This window comes from Vibrio sp. 10N.222.49.C9 (genome assembly GCF_041474985.1).
Lineage (GTDB): Bacteria > Pseudomonadota > Gammaproteobacteria > Enterobacterales > Vibrionaceae > Vibrio > Vibrio crassostreae_C.
The window spans coordinates 166,791-183,662 of sequence record NZ_JBFRVD010000020.1 but is presented as its reverse complement, the minus strand read 5'-3'; the positions used below and the strand labels follow the sequence as shown (position 1 = coordinate 183,662).

Annotated in this window: 14 protein-coding genes; 6 read left to right on the top strand and 8 right to left on the bottom strand. The window is 46.2% G+C overall.

Annotated elements, in window-relative coordinates:
* A partial coding sequence (locus AB4585_RS09115; protein WP_372169610.1) for a hypothetical protein occupies positions 1–216 on the bottom strand: 216 nt, incomplete at its 3' end.
* Positions 217–567: 351 nt separating this feature from the next.
* On the bottom strand, positions 568–2,340 hold the full coding sequence (locus AB4585_RS09110) for an alpha-amylase family protein (RefSeq protein ID WP_371722350.1): 1,773 nt from the start codon (positions 2,338–2,340) through the stop codon (positions 568–570).
* A gap of 156 nt (positions 2,341–2,496) precedes the next feature.
* Here AB4585_RS09110 and AB4585_RS09105 point away from each other — a divergent pair, with 156 nt between their 5' ends.
* On the top strand, positions 2,497–2,886 hold the full coding sequence (locus AB4585_RS09105; RefSeq protein ID WP_372155436.1) for a DUF1294 domain-containing protein: 390 nt from the start codon (positions 2,497–2,499) through the stop codon (positions 2,884–2,886).
* 55 nt (positions 2,887–2,941) lie between these two features.
* On the opposite strand, the gene AB4585_RS09100 is transcribed toward AB4585_RS09105, so the two are convergent.
* Positions 2,942–3,526: a LysE family translocator gene (locus tag AB4585_RS09100; RefSeq protein ID WP_372155438.1), complete on the bottom strand. Its 585-nt coding sequence runs from the start codon at positions 3,524–3,526 to the stop codon at positions 2,942–2,944.
* 141 nt (positions 3,527–3,667) lie between these two features.
* Between AB4585_RS09100 and AB4585_RS09095 the strand changes: the two genes are divergently transcribed.
* Positions 3,668–4,108: an Lrp/AsnC family transcriptional regulator gene (locus tag AB4585_RS09095; protein ID WP_017090339.1), complete on the top strand. Its 441-nt coding sequence runs from the start codon at positions 3,668–3,670 to the stop codon at positions 4,106–4,108.
* A gap of 26 nt (positions 4,109–4,134) precedes the next feature.
* On the top strand, positions 4,135–5,064 hold the full coding sequence (locus tag AB4585_RS09090; protein ID WP_017070613.1) for a LysR family transcriptional regulator: 930 nt from the start codon (positions 4,135–4,137) through the stop codon (positions 5,062–5,064).
* A gap of 141 nt (positions 5,065–5,205) precedes the next feature.
* On the opposite strand, the gene AB4585_RS09085 is transcribed toward AB4585_RS09090, so the two are convergent.
* The 5 genes from AB4585_RS09085 to dsrO form a co-directional block, all read right to left on the bottom strand.
* Positions 5,206–6,267 carry a c-type cytochrome gene (locus AB4585_RS09085; RefSeq protein WP_102320676.1) on the bottom strand — a complete coding sequence of 354 codons (1,062 nt, stop codon included), beginning with the start codon at positions 6,265–6,267 and terminating at the stop codon, positions 5,206–5,208.
* A gap of 9 nt (positions 6,268–6,276) precedes the next feature.
* Entirely contained in the window at positions 6,277–6,918 is a 642-nt protein-coding gene (locus AB4585_RS09080; protein ID WP_017064226.1) for a c-type cytochrome, read from the bottom strand.
* A 526-nt stretch (positions 6,919–7,444) separates the two neighbouring features.
* Positions 7,445–10,537 (bottom strand): tetrathionate reductase subunit A, encoded by a 3,093-nt coding sequence (locus AB4585_RS09075; RefSeq protein WP_372169607.1) that lies wholly within the window; start codon positions 10,535–10,537, stop codon positions 7,445–7,447.
* Between the two features lie 14 nt (positions 10,538–10,551).
* Complete coding sequence (gene nrfD / locus AB4585_RS09070) at positions 10,552–11,673, bottom strand: NrfD/PsrC family molybdoenzyme membrane anchor subunit (RefSeq protein WP_372169606.1); 1,122 nt, start codon at positions 11,671–11,673, stop codon at positions 10,552–10,554.
* Complete coding sequence (gene dsrO, locus AB4585_RS09065; protein WP_229648270.1) at positions 11,670–12,506, bottom strand: sulfate reduction electron transfer complex DsrMKJOP subunit DsrO; 837 nt, start codon at positions 12,504–12,506, stop codon at positions 11,670–11,672. Before dsrO ends, nrfD begins: the two co-directional genes overlap by 4 nt.
* Before the next feature lie 257 nt (positions 12,507–12,763).
* Here dsrO and AB4585_RS09060 point away from each other — a divergent pair, with 257 nt between their 5' ends.
* The 3 genes from AB4585_RS09060 to AB4585_RS09050 all read left to right on the top strand — a co-directional run bounded on the left by AB4585_RS09060 (position 12,764) and on the right by AB4585_RS09050 (position 16,800).
* On the top strand, positions 12,764–14,635 hold the full coding sequence (locus tag AB4585_RS09060) for a PhnD/SsuA/transferrin family substrate-binding protein (RefSeq protein WP_372169603.1): 1,872 nt from the start codon (positions 12,764–12,766) through the stop codon (positions 14,633–14,635).
* A gap of 11 nt (positions 14,636–14,646) precedes the next feature.
* The gene (locus AB4585_RS09055) at positions 14,647–15,249 is read left to right on the top strand and encodes a response regulator transcription factor (RefSeq protein WP_048609831.1); all 603 of its coding nucleotides are present in this window, start codon (positions 14,647–14,649) and stop codon (positions 15,247–15,249) included.
* Positions 15,250–15,555: 306 nt separating this feature from the next.
* Entirely contained in the window at positions 15,556–16,800 is a 1,245-nt protein-coding gene (locus tag AB4585_RS09050) for a tetratricopeptide repeat protein (RefSeq protein WP_017066614.1), read from the top strand.
* The last annotated feature ends 72 nt before the right edge of the window (positions 16,801–16,872 follow it).

Genomic DNA, 16,872 nt, shown 5'->3' with positions numbered 1-16,872 from the left:
TGATTTGATCAACAACGCCGCTGCAGGGTATAAACCACTGTTGCCAGGGGCTGTACCGTTGTCGCTATCATTATCACTACCACAACCCGCGATCAAAGTAGCGGTGAAGAGCGGTAACATTGCTTTGGCCAATGTAGAGCGTTTGAAGCTCTTCTTTTTGGTATTGTTGAAGGTATTTCGTAGAGAGATAATTTTATTAATATTTATGTTGTTCACGTTTTAATATCCATATTTCACTTTTTATGAAGATGAATATCCTAGTCTTAACGATGGTCAACTATTTGTGATGGCTATGTATAAAGTTATTTTTAATATATAAAAATAGGAAACATAGTGTCAATATCACGCTTTGTATTTGGTTTAAGTTAAATTTATTGGATCAATAACTCATATGTTTAATATCAATAGTAGAAGGCGTAGAGGATGGGAGTAGATAATAAGGATGAGAGCTCATCCTTATTAATGTGAGGAAGGTATCGAATTGAGGTGACGTTAATTTAATGTGGGAATTAAGTTATTTATCAATTAATTAAAACTCAGGCTTTTTGGGAATTAATAATAAATATCCTATTCAGATAAGGGAAATACCCAAACCAACGAAGCTAGTGGCTTTAGATCAAGACTAAAACGGCCAATACTTTCCTCAACTTTTAATACCTGTTGTTGAATGCCTTCAATATGTTCATCTAACAAGTAACTGTCATCAGCGATTGTGAGCGTTTGTATAACATCACTTGGAACGGTTAAGTGAATATTCTCAGTGACATGTTGGCTGAAATTCGCAGCAACTATTGTCAACTCTTGGTTGTCATAGCGCAGAAATGCGTAAACCGAATCACTCAAATTATTGCTCTGGTGTAAGTCTAGGTACTGCCCCGTCATTGAAGTATGCTCAAGCGAAAAGTTCATAACCTTCTGATAGAAGTGACGTAGTTGTTTTTCGTTTTCGTCTAATAGCCCGCCATCGAATGCGCCGTGGTTCATCCATTTTTGATGCTGTGGGACTCCGATGTAGTCAAATATGGAAGTTCGTGAGGGTTGTCCAAAGCCAGCGTTCTCCGCACCGGGTTCGCCGACTTCTTGCCCAAAGTAGATCATGGTTGGAGAGCTGCTCAATAGAGCGCTAACTAGCATCGCAGGCTTTGCGATATGTGGATTGCCTACAAACTCTGGTGAGGCGATTCGTTGCTCGTCATGGTTATCCAAAAAATGCAGCATATGATGTTCAATGTCGTGCATTTGATGTTGGATTTCAGGGATGATTGCCGTTGAAGCCTTGCCTTGCATGATGGCTTTGAGGCCGTCGTACAGATCTACCTTGTCATAGAGGTAGTCCATCTTGCCTAAGTGAATGTATTCACGGTACAAGTCCGGCTGATACACCTCTGCCATCAGAAAGGCATCGTGGTTTTTCATCTTTATTGATGAGTTGAGGTAGCTCCAAAATTCGACTGGAACCATCTCAGCCATATCGTAGCGAAACCCATCAACACCTTTATTCAACCAAAACAAGGCGATATCTCGGAATTTAGCCCAAGAGTTAGGCACATAAACAGATTTCCAGAAACGGAAATGATCCATGTAATTGCGTTGAGCATAGTCACTCGGTAGTTCAGGGAAGTCTTTTGAACCGTCTGGTCGCATGCCATAATTGATTTTCACCGTTTCATACCAATCATCGAAACTAGGCTTGGCTAAACGTGAGCCGTTACCTGTCCATTTGGCGGGCGTCTCTATAAACGGGGAGTTTAGGTTGGGATGCTGTTCACCACCTAGCGGCGTAAAGGCGGGCTCTATGTCTGGCAATTCAAAGGTGCTGTTGGGAATGTAGTAGAAGTTATTGTCTTTGTGGTATTCCAGCGTTGTGTCATCTTGAGCGCCGAAGTCACTGACACCTTCTGGGTTGTTTAAGCCTTTATAATGACGCGCAACGTGATTCGGTACGATATCGATAATCACTTTTAAACCATTGTCGTGACTTCTTTTGATGAGTGCCTCGAACTCCTCTAGTCGGCATTCAGGGTTGTCTGCGAGATCTGGGTTTACGGAATAGTAGTCTTTGACGGCATATGGTGATCCCGCACGGCCTTTTACCACGCTAGGGTGATCGTCTGAAATACCAAGGTGCTTGTAGTCATTGATGAGCGCATGATGTGGCACTCCGGTATACCAAATATGAGTCATACCGAGTTTGCGGATTTCAGACAGCGCTTTGTCGGTAAAATCACTGAACTTACCGACGCCATTTTGCTCGATTGTGCCCCATGGAACATGTTGGGTGTTTTTATTGCCAAATAAACGCGTAAAAACTTGGTAGATGGCGTACTTTTGGTTGTACATATTTATAATTCCTTTAACTTCCATCATGTTATGTAGGGATGAAAGGGCTTGTTTATTCTTTGCAGGCTAACCGAATTACAATATGCCTTACTCATCCTTATCAAAATCTACAGGGCGTAATTGCTACAGTATGTGAGCTGTTGCTCAAAAGGAGTCATGTTGTCTTCATCTATTCAAATCGTTATCACTTATTTGGTTCTGGTGGCGGTGTCTGTGTTGTTTGCGGAAAGTTCTAAAGCGCTGTTGGTGTGGTATTTGGTTATCGGTTTCGTGACGTTTTTTGTGTACGCGAAGGACAAGCGAGCAGCGATCAATGGCAATTGGCGTGTGCCAGAGAAAACTCTGCATATTTTTTCTGTTGCTGGTGGCTGGATAGGGGCGTTGATTGCTCAAGATAAGCTGCGTCATAAAACGCAGAAGCAGCCGTTCAGAGCCATATATTGGGTGACAGTGGCAGTGAATGTTGCGGCGTTTGTGTGGACGTTAACGCCGAGCGGGCAGACGATGTTTGGTCGTTGGCTTAGTGAACTTGTGGGTTATTTATAAAGAGAATAACGGTTAGCACAGGAGTACCAACCGTTAAAATACAGAAGTTATTCGACTAGAGCATCGGAATGGTCGATGCTAGAAGCAAGCCTGCCATACCGTAGTTGAAGCTTTTGATACGGACTGGTGTTGTTAACCAGTGTTGCAGTTGTTTACCTGCCGCTGTCCAGAATGTCACGGATGGTAAGTTGGCGAGCGTGAAGATACCTGCGATGATTGCAATCTCCCACCATGAACTGCCGCTGCTATAAACTGAAATCGCAGTCAGCGCCATCGACCAACCTTTCGGGTTCACCCACTGAAAACTTGCCGCGCCGATGAAGGTCATTGGCTTATAAGCCTCGGTGCTTTTGGCTTTGCCGCTCAATGCTATCTTAATTGCAAGGTACACGAGGTAAGCAAGGCTTAGGTATTTCAAGATTTGGTGAGTAACCGGATAAGCGTTGAAAATGCCCATTAAACCGAAGCCAACTAGCAGCAACATGGCTGCAAACCCTAGAGCAATGCCAAGCATGTGCGGAATAGTGCGGGCGAAGCCAACATTTGCTCCTGATGTCATGAGCATGATGTTATTTGGACCCGGCGTGAAGGTCGAGACAAACGCAAACAAGGCAAGTGCGCTAAGTTGTTCTAAAGGCATTATGGTTCTCCAGCAAAAAAATGAACGAAGTGACTGACCGGTCATGACTTTCACGTGTTGAGAAACATAGTAGGTGGAAAGTGAGGCAATTATGTGCTTTTATTTCCTCTATTATCACTAAATGCACAATAATAAGTACTTATGGATAGATTTGACGAAAGGATATTGCAAGAGCTTAAATTGGACGGCAGAATCTCCAATATTGAGCTTTCTGAACGAATTGGTTTGTCGGCTTCAGCGACCTTAAGGCGAGTACAGGATCTTGAGCGTAAAGGGGTCATTCAAGGTTACCGTGCAGTTCTGGATAATGGCCTGATGGGCGTTGGCTTTATTGCTTACGTTTCGATTGGTTTATCAAGCCACAGCAAAGCGGCTCAACTGGAGTTTGAACAGCACGTCAGTATGGAAAAAGAGGTAGTGGAGTGCCACAACATTACCGGTGCCAACGAATACTTGCTAAGGGTAGAAACCAAAGATCTACCGGGCTATAAGAAGTTTCATGCCGATGTGCTTGGGGAATGTGCTCAGGTTCAATCCATTACCACCATGGTTGTGATGGATACACCCAAAGATGAACGTTAGTCGAGTTTTATTTCAGGAGAGGCGCAGTGCCAAATACTAATCAGTTGTTATTGTTCTTAGATGTGGTTCAACAAGGGTCGTTTACCAAAGCGGCAACCTTGCATGATATGGACAACTCATCACTCTCTAAACAGATCAAAAAGCTTGAACAAGACTTGGGTGTTCAGCTGCTTAACCGTTCTACACGCTCGTTCTCGTTGACGTCGGCAGGGGAAGATATTCTTGCGCAAACCTATGTGCTGAAAGATACTATCAATCAGATACAAGGCATTGCAGATTCATACCAGTCAGAGCCCAAAGGTGTACTGCGAATTACTTCACCGATCTATTTTGGGCAGCAATATCTGCAACCTATCATCACTCAGTTCATGAGAAAGTACCCAGATGTTCAGATCGTACTCTCACTAGACGATAAGATCGCCAATATCATTGCAGGGCAGTTTGATATCGCGTTTCGCTTCAGTAAGCTTGTTGAATCGAATTTGATTGCGAAGAAGATTGCCGACAGTAATTTCATGTTGGTCGCGTCAAACGATTTTGTGAAGCAGCACGGTGAACCGAAAACGCCACAAGATCTACTCGCTCTACCTGCGGTGATTTATACCAATGGTGATATGACGGTCGACCATCTGCGCATTAGTGAAGAGCCGGGAGGTAATACCTTCCAGAGCCTAACGATTCGTGGCAACTATAAGGTGAGTGATGTTCGTACTATGGTGTCTTGTGTGAAAGATGGTCTAGGTTATGGCTTCCTTGATCAATCAAACCTGTATGCCTCAATGAAAGAGCTTGGCTTGGTGACTTTGCTTCCGGATTATCCGATCTCTACGATTGATACCGCAATCTACGCTGTCTATCCGCACCGTAAGCAAACCAAACTAGTCAAAGAATTCATCACTACGGTTCAAGACTATATTGGCTCTCCGACGATTTGGGAGAAGATGCAGCAAGGTTAGTTGTGTTTCTAATAGTTCAAACTAAAAAGGAGCCAGATCGTCACACGATCTGGCTCCTTTTTAATTGTTCCGGCTATCACTGATTTACAATGTAAAGCTTAGCTATAGCTGGCGTGAACGGCTCATATTCACTAATACCTATTAATGCTCATGAATCACTTCTTTACCACTCGGATAAGCTTTGGTACCTAGTACATGACCATCAACTTCTTTGCCATAGTAACCTTGGTGATTGTGGTAGCGCTTAGCATTGCTAGCAACATCACCCTTGTATCGAGGATCTTGTGGGCGTTCATGACTATTCACAAATGCAGCCACATCCCATGCATCTTGAATCGAAAGTTGCTGGCTCTTTCCAAGCGGCATGTTTTCATAGATGAAATAGGCAGCGGTGTTCACCCGGTGCATACCCGCGCCCCAGTTATACGCGTTTTCGCCCCACAATGGTGGAAAGTATGAACGTCCGTCAGCCCCTTTAATACCTTCACCATTTTGACCATGACAGGTTTGGCAGTTGGTTTGGTAAACCTTTTCACCACGCGCTATCGATGGCTCTTGTTCAGGATTATCAATCTTAGGATAGCCACGCCCTGCCAACTTACTGCGGCCATCGATTGGGTATTTGCTTAACAGCTCTTCAGGGAGAGGGAAGCTTTCCGCTTTACCACCGACTTGTAAGTCGGCATCGCTAATCTCAGGAACGGGTGTATCTTGCATGCCGTTCTTGTCTAAGATGCCGCCCATCGCCAGCCAGTATGAATACGCCGTCAGTGCGACCATCTCTTTTGAACCCTCAGCCGGTGGCAGACCATTCATTGAGTAGGTGAAGCAACCTTGGATACGTTCTGCGTAGCTGTTTACCTTGTCATTCTTAGAACGATACGCAGGGTAGGCCATGTACGCACCCCAAAGAGGGGCAGCGTTAGGCTTCATGCCCGCTTGCATGTGGCAGTTGACACAGTTTTGTTCATTGCCGACGAACGTACCACGCATCTGTTGTGAATCGACAAACAGCGAATAACCCAATTTTACTTTGTCGCCAAATTCCCCGGCAGGGATATCAACCAAGTCTCGTGGCACCAGATATTTGTTATCTTGAGGCTTCTCAACGGCTGGCAGTTCGGTTTGGCGATCGGGCAACTCAGCTTCGGCATAAGCGATTCCAGAGGCAAGGGTTGCGGTAATTAAAAGTAGTGTTTTCATGCGAGCCCTTTAGTATCGGAAAGAGGCGAAGTAGTAAGACAGGTTTTTGATCTCATCGTCGGTTAACTTGCCCGCGATATTACCCATCATGTTCAAATCATCACCCTTACGAGTGCCATTTTTCCAAGCGTTGAGCTGAGTTTGAATGTAGTCGGCATGCTGGCTTGCTAGGCGCGGGAATTTGTCCACGCCCATACCGCTTGGCCCATGACAGGTTGCACAGGCTGGAATGTTTCTATCCCAATCGCCTTGGAATACAAGTTTACGATAGGGGTTATCGATATCAGCCTGTGAGCCGCGCTGCTCTAAATCGGTAAATTCGTATGAAGGTAGTGATGCAAAGTATTCTGCGACCTCACGACGAACAGCGGGATCAGATACACCGTCAGCCATTCCCTTCATGATCGCGCTTTGACGCTCACCACTTGAGAACAGAACCAGTTGATGTTCTAGATAGTCAGCATTGAGCCCTGCAAGCATAGGGGCAATGTTGGGCATGCCTTTACCGTCGGCTTGATGGCAGCCGCTACAAGTTTCTGCGGCTTCTGGCATTGGATTGGGTGCTGCTTGTGCAAAAGCGGATAAAGAAAGGCTTCCTAGAGCAGCGATGCAAAGCGTTAGAGTTTGAGTTTTAATTGTCAGCTTAGTCATGAGGCGTCGCTATTGGTTGTAATGCACGCATTTTCGACATAATTGGTTGTTCGCGCTATTGTGGATTTCCACATTAATTCACTTGGAACTTGAGGTGAGTCTCACATTAATAACCTCAATCACCATAATGGTATTGATGTGAACTTCTATAGGTTGATCCAACTGCCGTTTATGAAATGCAAGGGAACTGCCATGTTCGCCTCGGTATAACTGCTTGTTAAGGCTCTTTTATGGCACCGATTGTATAAGCATAGCTGCTTTATGGATGCGGGCTAAAAAAGTTGTGGTGAAATGAAGATTACCTAATGGCTTTGGGTTGATTACTCTATCTAGAGCGGATGCTTTATGTAGATTGGGTACTTTATGTAGATTGGATGTTTTATCCAAATAGGGTGCTTTTCTAGATCAAGGGGACGAAAAAACAGGGTAACCTCGAATGACGAAGTTGCCCTGTTGTGTTCTCATCTGCAAATCAGATAAGGAAGAGTTTTGATCAGTGATTAAGTTATAGCTTGCTGAGTTTAAGCTAGACCTTGTAGATCTTAGTCGGAAGCGCTTGTCTGGCTGCTGCTCCTACAACCCAATCTAACATGACGCCTTTGCCTTCTCTCGTCGGGTCGATCAAGCCTATATCATTAATGTTAACGCCATCGTTCGACTTCATCTTCACCGGTTGTTGTGTATTACCGATCCAGTGCGCACGCTCACCGAGTTCTTTATGACCAAAGCCGTGTTCAAAGCCTAATGTGCCCGGTTTGATGCCATCAATCACCATCGCCAACGCATGTGTGGTTGAGCTCGGTGTTTCAATCGCAAATACGTCACCTGTTTTGATACCCGCAGAAGAGGCGTCTTGCGGGTGGATGTAAACCGGATTTACCCCCTTGATAGATTCCAAGCGTGGTGACAAATTCGATACCGCACTGTGAATGTTGGACTTAAAGTTGGTTAGGGTGAACGGCCACTCTTTTGCTGGGAACTGCTCTGCCAAAGGTGTGCCGTCTGCAAGCTTTTGTGGATACCATGTAGGGCAACCCATGTACTGCTCACCACTGATGGTGTTGCGAGAAGTACCGAGCTTTTCATTCCAGATAGCCAATGGTTTGGTCCATTTGTACTTCATGGTTTCATTGGTATACGCATTGGTTGCGTCTTCAAAACGGCCGCCACGCGCAAAAATGTACGCTACTTTGAGCATCTCTTCAGGCTTGAGCGTTTTGTTCATCACAGGGACTAGGCGCTCAAGACCAGACCAAACAATATCTTCCGCATCCACATTCGGCACGCCACCTTTTACGAACGCTAAGTTAGCAGCCGAGCGCAGGTAGAAGTCTTCAGCGCTATGAATACCGTGCCAGTTACCTTGATTGTCTTTGATTACGTTGTCGCCGAAGCCACCTAAGCCCAGTGTTTTTGCCACATCAATAAAGAAGTTCTCTAGGTTGATGGCACGTCCGTCTTGAGTGCGGGAAGTTTTAGGCTCAACAATCGGCCAACGAGCGGTGATCGCTTTAGTCGCGACGCCATGCCACGGGGTTGCCATGCCCCAGCTTTCATAGGTCACTGTGTCTGGCACTAGGTAATCTGATAATGCTGTTGTTTCATTGATGAAGGCATCGATAGACACGATCAAACCAAGCTGCTTTGGATCCTTCAGCTTATCGCCTAGCAAGTTATCTAAACCCGGAACGCCATAAAGTGGGTTCGCCATGTGGTTGATCCACGCTTTTGCGCGGTAAGGGTAGCCATCAATCGCAGCTGATAAATGCTCGGTTAACAGCGGCGCAGAGATTGGGTACCACGGAGCGCGTGTCGGGTAAGGTGACTCACCTGCGGCAACGCGACGTTTGTATTCGCTGGTTTTTTGATACGGGAACTTGCTGCGGGACAAGAATACACCTTGAGGCTTAGTCTTACCCTTGAACTTGGTAAAGTCGTAACGTGGACCTGCAACCGAAGTCGGGTAGCCGCCCGCTTTCGCCATCGCACCGCCTTTCGCGTTGATGTTACCGATCAGCGCGTTCAGCATCAGAATAGAGAACGAGTTGTAGAAGCCGTTGGTGTGCATGTTTCCACCGTGAGTATCCACGACTGCTTTTGTACCGTAACTGGTGAAGCGTTTTGCCAGTGCAATAATCTGGTCTTGTGGGATCTCACACTGCTCACTGTAGTAAGCAAGGTCGTATTTGAAGGCTTCTTCTTTCAATCTTTGCAGAGAAGATTTAACGCGAACAGTCTGACCATCGATTTCTACATCTTGATCGACGAACAGAGCCGCTTCATTCACCTGAATATGCGATGATAATAGTGACGTTGTCACATTGAGTGCGATGAATCCGTCATCGTCAGACATCGGTTCGCCTGTTTCTAGCAACCCTATATCCGATGCACGAAGCATACGCCCATTTTGTGGGTGCGACTCGTCACTGATCACAAGGTGAGATGCATTACACCAGTGTGTGGTGCCTGCTTTTTGCATCGCTTGTGCGCTTGGGCGAGACAAGAAGTCGTGATTGTATCGTTGGTTTTCGATGATCCATTGGATCATGCCAAGAACTAATGCTGAATCGGTGCCCGGTTTGATCGGTAGCCAGTTATTGCGATCGCCCGCCGCAAGGCTTGACGATCCTGCCGGAAGGCTTGGTGTCACTATGGTGTAGCTCAGTTTTCCGTTGGTACGAGCCTCAGCCAATTGTCTTGCTTGACGCTTGAACGGGTTACCCGCTTGAGCTGGAGACATGCCGATGAAAAGAATGAACTCTGCGTTGTTGAAGTCGGGTTTTAGGTGCGAGAACTTGTCTAGATCGTTCATGATCGCGCCAGAACCTGCACGGAATGCGTAGCCACAGTAAGAGCCGTGGTGACCGAAGTTTCGTGTACCATAGCTGTTGAATGCAAAGCGCTTCAAGATGTCATCACGGCCTTCATTACCAGCATTCGTCACCAACAATTGGTTGGCTTTGGGACCGTATTCAGGGTTGTTTGGATCAAGTGGTGTTTCGATATCGCGAATCGATCGTAAGCCCTCAACTTTACCTTCACCGAATAAGTCACCACCCTCGGTGATCTCAGAGATAAGTTGTTCGTAGCTGATCGGCTCCCACTTGCCTTCACCTCGTTTACCAACGCGTTTGAGCGGTTGAGTGATTCGGTATGGGCTGTTTTGAATCTCTAACATGCCGTTACCGCGGGCGCAGGCTGTCGAACGGTTATGGATACCGGATTCACCAGACAAGCCAATGTAGGCGTCTTTTACCGGTGTTTTGAACGGGATTTGCTGATCACTTGATAGTGGGTGATACGGGTTGCCAGAGATACGTAAGATCTCGTCATTGCGATTATCGATACGTACACGCAAGCCACACAGTGTCCAGCAACCAAAACACATTGAGGGTGCCACGCGTTGGTTTGGATTCGGCGAGATCTTACCTTGCTCATCGACACTGTATTCCGTCTCTAGCGAATTACCGTGATGGATGTGGTTGGTTTTCTTACCCGCGGTGCCATCGATAGCACCGTGAACCATGTGTTTTGTGGTTGTCGCATAACCTGCAGCAAAAGCTCCAACACCACCGGCAGCAAGGCCTGTTTTCAAAAATTGACGACGTTTGTTATCCATGATGATTCCTCAGACTACAAGCTATGTGAGCGGTTAAGTGGTGATGATGTTTTTTGAGCTGATTTAGCTGATATTGTTTTTGTCGATACGATTTCAGAGGCAAACAACGCAAGTGCTAACCAAAGACCACACATACCCACAATGCCAAGTAGACCTGAGCTACCCATTGGCAGTTCATAAGGGAATGCACCCACATCAAAACGGGGAATGGTTTGAACTTCCATCATGGTGACCCAACGTACCGCCCATGCAGAAACTATGGTCGCAAGCGCAACACAGATAATTCCTAGCTTACTTTGCGATAGGCGTTGCAGTGGTAGAACCAAGATCATGCACAGCAAAATGCTGGTGGTCATGATGCCTAAATTGATGCCCCAAGCGTCGTTCTCATACAGGCTGAAGTGACCATGGTTAGATGCCCAAATCGACGTGAGAATGATGGCAAGGCCACCAGTTAAGGTAATGGTTCTTTGTATCAGAGCTAGGTCTGTTGGTTTTAAGCTTGGTTTGCTTGAAGGCAGCAGAGCCCAAATCAACAGCGTTAAACCTGTAGCAGCAAAGAATGCGGTCGTGAACCAAAGTAGTGGAGAAGCCGGTTGATGCCAAAGCGGTCGGCTCGCCAAAATCGCAATCTCTGCGCCTGTATAAAGCGCGATGCTTAGGCCCGAAATAGCCGTCACAGCAGCGAGTGCAATCATCAGCTTTGATGATATTTGCCATTTACCTAGCGTCAGCCAAGACAAACGTTTTAGAAGTGGGTTTTCACTCTCTTTGAGCTGTGCGATGTCATCACGCAGGTAAACCCAAGCAGTCGCAACAGCCAGACCAGAAAACAAAGGTAGAAACAGAGAGCCCAATGACATCCATGACCAAGGTGTGATGTGAGCATAGAAGTGCCACGCACGTCCGGGTTGATGCAAGTCACCAGTAAGTGCTAATGGCCCAACAATCGCGCCGATGGCCATCACAAGCACAAGGGCAGAACGAAATTGGTGGCTGGTTGAGTTCTTGAATATCAGTGCAATCAAAAACAGAATAGCGGCCGCGTAAGCCGAACCAATGTAGAAGAAATATTGAACCGCCCACGGTAGCCAAGCGATCTCTTGAGCGGGAACTAACACCTCAGTGATATTCATGCTGTCTCTCCTTGTTTGCCTTGTGTCGCGATTGCCAATTCTTGTTTGCTAGAGGATGAGTTATCGATGGCGGCTGGATCATAAATCGCAGGTTGGCCTTCAATGTGGCTAACGAATCGCTCATTCATGCCGATATAGAAAACATGTGGGTTGGTATTCTGCTCTGGTTTAAGCACTTTTATGTCGTCTTGGTTTTCATTGAGCAGGCGGTTAATTTCGCTGTTTGGGTCTTTGAGGTCACCAATGACACGCGCACCACCAACACAGGTTTCTACACAAGCGGGCAGTAAGCCGTCTTCAAGGCGGTGTGCACAGAAGGTACATTTGTCTGCGGTAAGGGTGTCGTTATTAATGAAACGAGCATCGTAAGGACAAGCTTGAATACAGTAAGCACAGGCTACGCAGCGTTCATTGTCGACCATGACAATGCCGTCTTCGCGTTGGAAGGTCGCTTGAACTGGACAAACCTTGATGCAGGGAGCGTTGTCACAGTGATTACAGAGGCGAGGTAACATGAAAGATTTCACGTCTTGTTGAGCAGTCGAACCATCATCAAGGGAGACTTCATACTGTTTTACGGTGGTTCTGAACTGGCCAATTGGTGCTTGGTTTTCAACGCTACAGCCAACAGTGCACGCCTGACAGCCAACGCACTTACGTAAATCAACCGCCATGGCGTAGCGTTTACCTACTTCGCCTTTGCGGTCAGGTTGGTTGTTATTGCGAATGGCTGTGCTTGCGACTACGGTGTTGATTCCGGTGATGGGAATGAGCGCAGCACCAGCGGAAACCTTGCCGAATTGGCTGAGAAACCGTCTTTTCAATGAGTCCATGTTGGTACCTATAAATGGGTATTCTATCTGTTGGGCTCATTGTCAGATTTTGGGCGTACGCGGGGTATTGTGGATTTCCACATACCCAGATCAAAGTTGATCTAGAACAAATGTGGTTTTACCAATCTAGTTGTTATGCTTTGTTTTAGAGGCTTATTTAAGGCGCTCAAGCATGAGCTAAGCGCGAAACACGCCGCTGACATAAAATGAATCGAGAATAAATTGAATAAACAGTCCGTTTGGAGAAAGAGATTTCAGTGACAGTCAGAAACCTAATGACAATCGTTGGCCTTTGTTGGTTGAGCCTAACCGCAGGCGCGTGTTTAGCGGCTCAATCGGAGCAAGAGATTGCAACGACAAGCACTGTTGAGTCTGAGCAAATCATAGAAGTTGGCGTGTTGGCGACTCGAGGTAAGCTTTCCGCTCAGCAGCGTTGGCAGCCGACAATGGATTGGCTGTCTGAGCGCATTCCCGGAAAACACTTTGTTCTCAAGCCTTTCAACTTGGAAGAGATGGCCGAAGCGGTAAAAGATGTCACTGTTGATTTTGTTATCACCAACCCCGGTCAGGCGGTTCGATTAGGACGTCAATACGCGCTCTCTTGGATGGCGACCATGACCAGTCACAATTACGACGATCAAGGTGTGAGCAGCACGCGCAGTATCGGTTCTGCATTAGTGGTCAGAAGAATGTCACCGTATATCTCGTTTGAGCAACTTAGTGGAAAGCCGATTGCTGCTGTCTCTGAAAATGCGTTTGGCGGTTACTTGACTATGCGTTACCAAGTAATGCAAGAAGGGCTGAACCCTAATCACTTTTTCTCTAATACTCAGTTCTTGGGTTTCCCTATTGATGCCAGTTTGTACCAACTGCGAGAAGGACACATTGAGGCGGCAGTCGTCCCTGCTTGTTTGGTTGAAAACATGATCAGCGAAGGTTTGCTGGTGGCTAGGCAATATCGAATCATCGGTAATCAAGCGCCTGAAGGCTTCCGATGCCAAGTGTCTACACCTCTGTATTCTAATTGGTCGTTTGCCAAAACAGAACGAGCCTCTTCGGCACTGGCTAAACAAATGAGTCAGGTGCTGTTTTCGATGCCAAAGAGCAGTGCACCAGCCATTGCAGCGAATGCATCGGGCTGGACTTCACCGACAAGCTTGCTGTCGATCGACAAGCTATATCAACAACTCGACATGCATCCACTGCAACAACCTTGGTGGAAAGAAGCGTTAATCTGGCTCAAGTACAATCAACAGTGGGCATGGGCGTTCTTTATTCTCGTGGTGTCTCTGAATGCTTACCACTTCTGGCTAGAATACAAATTCAGTCGCAGCAAAAAGCAACTAGAAGCGACGCTGTACAAGCTGAAAAGTAAGAGTGAACAGCTAGAGCACTCACAACGTATCGCGGTAGTTGGTGAACTGGGAAGTAGCTTGGCACACGAGATTAATCAGCCTTTGGCAGCTATTCGGAATTATAGCGAAGGTGGTTTACTGCGGATTTCGAAGAACAAACCGCTGACTGACATAGAGCCTGTATTTGAGAAGATCCAGTCGCAAGTGGACCGTGCTGATGCGATCATCCAGCGCTTAAGAAACATGATCAAAAAACGCTCATCAGATAAATCTCAAACTGATATAGAAGCTCTTCTTACAGATACCATCGAGCTACTGCAAATTCGATTACAGAAACACAAGATAACCATTGAACGTTATGTCGTGGGTAAACCTATCACGCTACATGTTGACCCCGTCGGATTGCAGCAGGTGGTTGTAAATTTGATCAACAATGCGACGGACGCGTGTAATGCTCAGATGCATCGCGAACAAAGCGCTACGTCTGATATTGGTAACAAAAACAACGAACCATCGACAATTAAAGTGATTACCGAGTATCAACCGGATAAAATAATGTTGTCGATTATCGATAACGGAACGGGCTTAGATTTCACTGAACAAGAAGTGACTCAAGCCTTTGTGAGCAGCAAAGAAAATGGCTTGGGGCTTGGGCTCGCGATTTGCCAAGATGTTATTGAAGATCACAGTGGTCAAATGACGATCACGTCACTCACCCCACATGGATGTCATGTTGCGGTGACACTGCCTTTCTCTCTTTCAAATGATTCATAAGGAATCTTGTTATGTCTGAACTTCATCAAAGGCTTCCTGTCTATGTGGTTGATGACGATGAGTCGATGCGCGATTCGTTGGTGTTCTTATTAGAAGAGCATGATTTCACTGTGTCAGCTTTTGAAGATGGCCCCAGTTTTTTAGACTCAGTGGACTTGAGTGCGCCGGGTTGTGTGGTTTTAGACAGCCGCATGCCAGAGATGAGAGGGCAGCAAGTTCATGAGTTGATGGTAAAAGCGCAGAGCCCACTGTCGGTGATTTACCTGACGGGGCACGGTGATGTGCCAATGGCGGTTGAAGCCTTACAAGCCGGCGCGGTGAATTTCTTTCAAAAGCCAGTTAAAGGCAATGAGTTAGCTGAGGCGATCAAGCAAGGTTTGGACGCTTCAGAAAAGCACTTACACATGAATGTGTATCGCCAAGCGTACGCGTCGTTAACCGAGCGTGAGATAGACATCCTCAAACAAATTATCGACGGTAAGCGTAACCAGAAAATAGCCGATGAATTGTGCATTGCCATGAGAACAGTGGAAGTACACCGAGCAAGCTTGATGAAGAAATTCTCAGCGAAGACGGTTGCCGAGTTGGCTTACATTTATGGGCAGCTTACCTAACCATAAGTGTAAGAGATAGAGAGTGGAAAATCATTCCCTTTACTACTGATTTTTTGGTGAAAGGTAGTCTTCATAAGTAATCGATATTGAAGCAAGATCACACCATTTATGGAGTGCATACGGATAGGTCTAAGTAGACTTTTTATCGTTATGTATTCCTGAGATACTGAACTGAGTTCATTTTAGGGCGGAACGTTTTAATAACGGCGCTTTTCCCTGTAATTCGAAACATTCACTATAGGTTGATAACTCCTCGACACCGAGGCTGGTATCAACCGAGTTAGGTTAAAATATTTTATGAGTACAATGGGAATCGCAATTGGTGCGACGGCTCTTTCGTTAATACTTGTCGCCGTGTGGCTGATCTCTTTATCGCTAAGAAAGCAGCGCTTGGAACAAGAACGTAAGGCTCGTGCTGTCGCTTACCGAAAAGCGATTGAAAAAGCGCGCATACAAGAGCAAAAAGAGCGTCACTTCAAAGCCGAAACCGGCCATGTACCGTCGATTCTGTATTTGGCAAAAGAAGCGGAACGTAACAATATTAAGGAAGCTCTGTATTGGTACGACAAAGCGGCGCAACTCGATAATATCAATGGCATGTACGGCATTGTGCGCCTAAGCATGAAGCGTAAAGAAGACCTGATTTTAAGAGAAAAAGCCAACTTTTGGCAGCTTGCGATATCCGCATTGGACAATGACGTATCGGCGAAATTCGAGATGGGCAAAGCGCTTGTCTTTGGTCGCGGAACCGATAAGAACATCCCTAAGGGTTATACCTATATTGAAGAGTCTGCGGCTGGTGGTAATACTGAAGCGATGCTGTTCATTGGTGACTGGTGTCTAGATAAAGAAAACCCAGACTACTCTGCCGAAAGCTCTGTCGAGTGGTACCAAAAGGCCGCGGAAAAGAATAGCTTAGACGGCAAGATCAAACTTGGTATGAGTTATTTGAACGGTGTGGGTGTTGAGCCTAACCATGGCGAGGCTGTTTACTGGTTTGAGACGGCCGCAGAAAAGAACAGTGCAGAAGCGATGTTTAGAGCAGGTGAAGCTTGGATTGACCATGGTGAACACGGTAATGCCATTGCTTATATCTGGCTATTTCTATCGGCTCATTTTGGTTACTCAGAAGCCAAGCATTTGAGGGATAAAGTAGGCGGTGAACTCGGTGTGGATGCCGTCGTGGGCTTACAAGCTCTGACTAAACCGATAATGACCAAGCTGACACAAGAAGCAATCACTAAGCACTCAATCATTAAGGCGCTCAACAAGCTCTACAAACGCAATGTCCCTGTCCCTAAGAAGGTTAAAGAAGCGTCCGATGAAGAAGGTGAGGAGTTAAATGTCGATGGTAGTCATTTAGAGACCAAAGCGTCGAGTGAGCAAGGTTCTAACGTCGATTACAGCCAGCAGGCGACGCCAAACCATGATAGCGGTGCTGCGAATCAAGGGTCATCCAGCGATCAAGCAACGCATAACAAAGAAGCAAGCCCTAACTCTCTAGATTTCAGTCAGGCAGCCGTGGATCCAAGCTGGAAAAGCAACCACTAAAACGTGTTGGTTAGCTTTGATGAGTTAGACAAGAATGACTGAAGCTGTGAAGCTATAAATCTATAAATCTAT

Coding starts and splice junctions, on each gene's coding strand:
- AB4585_RS09050 (WP_017066614.1), top strand. CDS start 15,556: ATGGGAATCGCAATTGGTGCGACGGCTCTTTCGTTAATACTTGTCGCC.
- AB4585_RS09080 (WP_017064226.1), bottom strand. CDS start 6,918: ATGACTAAGCTGACAATTAAAACTCAAACTCTAACGCTTTGCATCGCT.
- nrfD (WP_372169606.1), bottom strand. CDS start 11,673: ATGAATATCACTGAGGTGTTAGTTCCCGCTCAAGAGATCGCTTGGCTA.
- AB4585_RS09110 (WP_371722350.1), bottom strand. CDS start 2,340: ATGTACAACCAAAAGTACGCCATCTACCAAGTTTTTACGCGTTTATTT.
- AB4585_RS09105 (WP_372155436.1), top strand. CDS start 2,497: ATGTTGTCTTCATCTATTCAAATCGTTATCACTTATTTGGTTCTGGTG.
- AB4585_RS09085 (WP_102320676.1), bottom strand. CDS start 6,267: ATGAAAACACTACTTTTAATTACCGCAACCCTTGCCTCTGGAATCGCT.
- AB4585_RS09095 (WP_017090339.1), top strand. CDS start 3,668: ATGGATAGATTTGACGAAAGGATATTGCAAGAGCTTAAATTGGACGGC.
- dsrO (WP_229648270.1), bottom strand. CDS start 12,506: ATGGACTCATTGAAAAGACGGTTTCTCAGCCAATTCGGCAAGGTTTCC.
- AB4585_RS09055 (WP_048609831.1), top strand. CDS start 14,647: ATGTCTGAACTTCATCAAAGGCTTCCTGTCTATGTGGTTGATGACGAT.
- AB4585_RS09100 (WP_372155438.1), bottom strand. CDS start 3,526: ATGCCTTTAGAACAACTTAGCGCACTTGCCTTGTTTGCGTTTGTCTCG.
- AB4585_RS09075 (WP_372169607.1), bottom strand. CDS start 10,537: ATGGATAACAAACGTCGTCAATTTTTGAAAACAGGCCTTGCTGCCGGT.